Here is a 3570-nt window from a genome sequence, read left to right on the forward strand (position 1 = left end):
TGATAATAAATTGTTATCGGTAGGAGATGTTTTATGTATTACGGTCGCGATACTGAAATAGAAGAATTAAAACAGCATTTTAAATTTTCTAGTAATGATAAAAATAGTTTATATATTATTAATGGTTTAAGTGGTAGTGGTAAAACCGAGCTAATCAAAGAGGTTTGTCAACAAGTTTACAGCCATGATAAAGAAGCCTTTATTCTCTACATTGATGTTATAAATGATGGGTTTGAAAGTAATAAATTTTTTGAAAATCTACTAAAAGGAGCGTATGTCCCAACACAATTCAGAAGAAATCTATGCTTATCAATACCTCAAAAATATTCGTTTTCAAATTATTTAAGAAAACAAAAACTAACAAATCTAACTCTGAAACATAGTTTTAGGTTAATCAGATCGTTTATTGCATTCGATACAACTTACAAAAAAGTAATTGATTATCCTTGGGAAGAAGTTATTACTGAAATAAAGGAGGGAATATTTGAAAATGATTTATATTTAAGATATTTCAGTCATGTTTCAAAAAAAATCCGTCTTAATATTATTATTGATAATTATCAATTTTTATCTGAAGATATAAAAATAAAATTTGAAGATGACTTTAATACACTTCAAAGCGGAATCTCTTTAACAATTATAAACCGAACAAATGATAAGATAAAATCGATTGATAAACTAGATACATTGGACAATTATACTCCTACTGTATTAAATTTATCGTATCTTACTGAGGATGAGTGTAAATTACTAATAAGAAATAAAATTGCTTTACTTGATAATGTCAAATTGAATCAAATATGGCAGATAACACAAGGTAATTATAAAGATATTGAATTAATTATTAACAGACTTATTGATAATCCAAATTCAGAATTATTTAATATTTCTGATATATATGACAAACTTCCAGATATTCAAAAAAATATACTTATCATATCATCGATTTTTCCTGCTGGTATGAGAAAAGATATAGTTTTTAACTACATTAAATCTATATTAGACGAAAATACTGAAGTAGTTGATTCTCTAAAATCCCTTATTGATGCAGGTTTTGTCTATATTAATGGAGATACAAATGATAAAATCAAAATTTCACACGAATCAATTGTAAATGGTATTTTAAATCACACAAATGCTTCTGATCTTCAATTAGTAACCAACAATCTAAAAGTATATTTAGAGCAAACTATCCTATCTATAGGAGTTGGTGGCGAGTTAGCTTATTTAATTCACTGCTTAATAAATATATGTAATATTGAAGAGTTGCGGCAAAATGTAGAATATATCAAACAGTTACTTGAAATCGAATACAGGAAAAATTCATATTTTTACATTGTATCTTTGAGTAAGAAGATACTTCATTTAATAGAATTATTACCCGAAAAATACTTACATTATATATTGAACTCGTACCAGTGGATTTCTGATTTTAATGGAGGTTTAGCTATTTTAAACAGTCTTCAAAAAGATAATTATTCAAAAGATTTACAGCTATACTATCCTAGATTTCAAATTCAAAAATATGAATTTGAGGAGGCGCTAAAATCACTGGAAAAGTTAGAAAATTGCTCTGGAACATTACTCTACAAGCTAAATGCTTATGGTCATTTAGGTAAAGATCGAGAGGCAATTAAACTCCTTAATGAAAGCATGAATTCTGTAGAAAAAGACGACTTCTATTATATTATTTTACGAAATTCTGCTCATTATTTCCCAACTAAAGAAGCTACCGAAAATCTCAAACTAGCATTGGACTATTTTCAACGTAATGAATATCAAATACCTGTTGCAACAGTATATAATAATTTAGGTGTTGTTAATATCTGGGACGGAGAATATGATATAGCTTTAGAGAATCTAAATAAGGCCACAAAAATACTAAAAAAATATGATTCAAATGAAATTTTTGAACCATATTGTAATAAATCAATTATTTTTTTGATGAATAAAAATTATCAACAATCTCTGAAGTATATAAATAAATCACTTCAAGAATGTCCTAAAGCTTTGACCTTAGATATTAGGATGCTCAAGTTAAACAAATTAATTATTGAATTGATTTCTGAAAGAATCTCTTTTACAGAATTTCAAAATTCACTAAGAAATTTTGAGGAAGAAATTCCACTCATAGACGATCCTTGGTATAAATTTCAAATAGTATACAATTTACAACAATTTGATGATATTCCTTTTGTTTGTGAAAAAACTTATATTGATGATTATCAAGACGGACTCACTAAATACTATCTGTTGATTCCTTACAAAAAATATAATTTCTGTATAGGTCTTTCTCCTAATTGGAGATATTAATTTGTTCATGGTACTTGCGAATGAGATCTAAATATATGGAATAATCATATTGTTTATATTTTAATAAATTAGCTACTAGTTTAGCTAATTTTTTAATATCATCATCAGTATAGGATAAATTTGTAATTCCGATTGTTCCTAATCTTATTCCTGAAGTCGTCATTGGTCCGTGTGTATCATTTGGAATTTGATTTCGGTTAACTAATATTTTATGTTGAAAAAGTAGATTCTCTGCATCCTTACCACTCAAGTTTAGATTCAGTAGATTAACTAAAATTATATGAGTCTTTGAGTTTTTATAAACAACATCAACCCCTTCTTTACTTAATTGTTTTATAAACAATAAAGTATTTTTTATAACCTGTTGTGCATAATCTTGAATATCTATTGATAATAATTTGATTAAACAGATACATTTCGCAAATAATGCATTTTGTGTAGGACCTCCCTGTGTTCTAGGAAAAATTGAATTAGTTATTTTTTCTTCAAATATAGAACGATACATTAGTACTCCTCCTTGAGGCCCACGTAAGCATTTATCCATTGTAAAAGTAACGAAATCCACATATGGAAAAATCGACTTATGTAGCTTTGCCATAATATATAAAACACTATGGCAAATATCCGCTAAAATAAGGGTATTGGGGCTAACCTCTTTTATAATTTCATAAATTTGTTGATAATTAAATTCATTTCCATACGATGAAGCACCAATAATAATCAATTTAGGTTTATATTTATCTAATAATTCCTTTAATTCGATATAATCAATATTTAAATCATGATCTAAGTGATAATATTTTACAGTACCTTTGCCTGTATAAGTGTGTGAAATATGTCCTCCGTCTTTTGGAGATAACGATAAAATATAATCGTCACTTTCTAAAACACAATTATAGACTATTTGGTTAGCCTGAGTTCCTGAATGTGGTTGCACATTAACTCTATAATCACCAGGATTTAAATCAAAAAGTTGAAGACACAATTCTTCTGAATATATTTCAATATTATCCAATGAAGTACAATGAGGAAAAAAGCGTTTTTCAACAGCTCCCTCTGTTGGCAGAGTAGCGAGAGGGAAACTTTGAATCTCTAATACTTCGGTGAATGGATAGCTAATACATGCAGCAAGATTTACTACGCTATTCTGTTCTTGGTTATATGAATCAAGAATTTTATTTAACTTCTGATAGATTTCACCTTCAAATTTATTAATTTTATACACTGACTTCTCCTACCGATAACAATTTATTATCA

General features: G+C 27.5%; 2 protein-coding genes. One reads left to right on the top strand and one right to left on the bottom strand.

Annotated elements, in window-relative coordinates; translation table 11 throughout:
- Positions 1-33 precede the first annotated feature (33 nt).
- On the top strand, positions 34-2313 hold the full coding sequence (locus tag L0M85_RS09555) for a tetratricopeptide repeat protein (RefSeq protein WP_238656922.1): 2280 nt from the start codon (positions 34-36) through the stop codon (positions 2311-2313).
- On the opposite strand, the gene L0M85_RS09560 is transcribed toward L0M85_RS09555, so the two are convergent.
- Positions 2297-3538, bottom strand: a complete 1242-nt coding sequence (locus tag L0M85_RS09560; protein ID WP_135782403.1) for an aminotransferase class I/II-fold pyridoxal phosphate-dependent enzyme — start codon at positions 3536-3538, stop codon at positions 2297-2299. The genes L0M85_RS09555 and L0M85_RS09560 overlap by 17 nt on opposite strands.
- Positions 3539-3570: the final 32 nt, after the last annotated feature.

The sequence above is a fragment of the Streptococcus sp. DFI.7.26 genome (assembly GCF_022240605.1).
GTDB classification, from domain to species: Bacteria; Bacillota; Bacilli; order Lactobacillales; family Streptococcaceae; genus Streptococcus; species Streptococcus xiaochunlingii.

What these genes read in the sequence shown, in the direction of transcription:
- L0M85_RS09555 (WP_238656922.1), top strand. Translation starts at nt 34, where the DNA reads ATGTATTACGGTCGCGATACTGAAATAGAAGAATTAAAACAGCATTTT.